Raw genomic sequence first — 1,617 nt, 5'->3', positions numbered from 1 at the left:
GCCGCGAGTGCTGCAGCAGCACCAGCGCCAGCAGCGCGTCCAGCTCGGGCCGGCCGGGCAGCAGGTCGCGCACCACGCGCACCAGTCGGACGGCCTCCCCGGCGAGCTCGGCGCGGAGCACATCGGGGCCCGAGCCGGGCGCGTAGCCGGCGGTGAACGCGAGGTAGGCGACCTCCGCCACCACGTCGACCCGGGCCTGCAGGTCCGCGCCGGTGGGGACGTCGAAGCGGACGCCGGCCAGCCGCTTGCGGGCCCGGGTCAGCCGGGCCGCCATCGTCGGCGTACCCACCAGGAACAGCCGGGCGAGGTCGGCGGTGGGCACCCCGAGCACCAGTCGCAGGGTCAGTGCGGCAGCGGCCTCCCGGGGCAGGGTGGGGTGCGCGCACAGCAGGACCAGCCGCAGGCGCTCGTCGCGTACGGCCCCCTCGGCGTGCTCCATGGTGCGCTGCACCTCCTCGGCGGCGGCCGCCTCGACGAGCGCGGCGTCGACGACCAGCAGCGGGACCGAGCGGGCGGCCACCCCCTCCCGGCGCAGCCGGTCCAGTGCCCGGTGGCGGGCGGTGGTGAGCAGCCACCCGGCCGGGTTCGCGGGTACTCCGTCGCGCGGCCACCGCGCGCTGGCCGCGGCGAACGCCTCACCCAGGGCGTCCTCGGCGAGGTCGAGCCGGCGGAACTGCGCGACCAGCAGCGCGAGCAGGCGCCCCCAGTCGGTGCGCCAGACCCGGTCGATCTGCTCGCCGGCCGCGGCCCCGCTCAGCTCGGCCCCTCAGCCGGAGTGGTCCACGCAGGCCCGCACCTCGAGCGCACCCTCGGCCCCGGCCAGGTAGCCGACCACCTGGAGCAGGTCGTCGACGTCCTCGGACTCCACGGTGTAGAAGCCGGTGAGCTGCTCGGTGGTCTCGGCGTACGGACCGTCGGTGACGGTGACGGTGGCGCCGCCCCGGACGACCCTGGCCGTCGTGGACGGCTCGAGCTCGGCCCCGCCGGTGACCTTGTGGCCGCGCTCGGCGAGCATCTCGGCGAACCGGCGGTGCCGGTCGTACATGGTCTGGCGCTCCGCCTCCGACGCGGTGGCCCAGGCCGACTCGCTGCCGGGGATGAGGACGACGTACTCGGTCATGGCGCAACCTCCAAGGACGGTGGGTCGAGTGTGTCACCCCGATGACGCGCGGGCACCCCGCGAATCGACACCGGCAGGGATGATCCGCCCCCGGCATACTGGCCGCATGGCCGGACCAGGGCGGGGGGAGGTGCTGCTGGTCACCTGCCGGGCGCTGCCGGAGGGCGAGCCCGGGGCGGCCGTCCTGGACCGGGCGCTGGCCGCCCGCGGCGTCCCCGCGCGGTGGGTGGCGTGGGACGACCCGGCGGTCGCGTGGCAGAGCGCCCCCCTGGTCGCGGTGCGGAGCACGTGGGACTACGACGTCCGGCTGCCGGAGTTCCTGGCCTGGGCGGCCGAGGTCGGGCCCGCCCTGCTCAACGGTGCGTCGGTGTTCGCGTGGAACACCGACAAGAGCTACCTGGTCGACCTCGCCCGGGCCGGGTGGCCGGTGGTGCCGACCGCCACGGTCGCCTCGGCACACGACCTGGCGGCCGCGGTCGCGGCGCACCGCGTGGCCG

At 76.7% G+C, this 1,617-nt stretch carries 3 protein-coding genes; 1 reads left to right on the top strand and 2 read right to left on the bottom strand.

The features are described 5' to 3' along the window. Together PLP61_RS17020 and PLP61_RS17015 are read right to left on the bottom strand one after the other, a co-directional pair. The coding region (locus tag PLP61_RS17020; protein ID WP_324503989.1) for a DUF6596 domain-containing protein at window positions 1-685 on the bottom strand (685 nt) is incomplete at its 3' end. A gap of 81 nt (window positions 686-766) precedes the next feature. Continuing rightward, entirely contained in the window at window positions 767-1,120 is a 354-nt protein-coding gene (locus tag PLP61_RS17015; protein ID WP_324503988.1) for a YciI family protein, read from the bottom strand. A 106-nt stretch (window positions 1,121-1,226) separates the two neighbouring features. On the opposite strand from PLP61_RS17015, the gene PLP61_RS17010 reads away from it, so the two are divergent. Further along, a partial coding sequence (locus tag PLP61_RS17010) for a DcsG N-terminal domain-containing protein (protein WP_502889107.1) occupies window positions 1,227-1,617 on the top strand: 391 nt, incomplete at its 3' end.

Source organism: Nocardioides sp. (assembly GCF_035429765.1).
Lineage (GTDB): Bacteria > Actinomycetota > Actinomycetes > Propionibacteriales > Nocardioidaceae > Nocardioides.
The sequence above is the reverse complement of the archived record's forward strand: the minus strand, read 5'-3'. Positions and strand labels throughout refer to the sequence as shown.

Bases quoted from the DNA above. Each gene is read 5' to 3' on its own strand.
- PLP61_RS17015 (WP_324503988.1), bottom strand. From the start codon at position 1,120: ATGACCGAGTACGTCGTCCTCATCCCCGGCAGCGAGTCGGCCTGGGCC.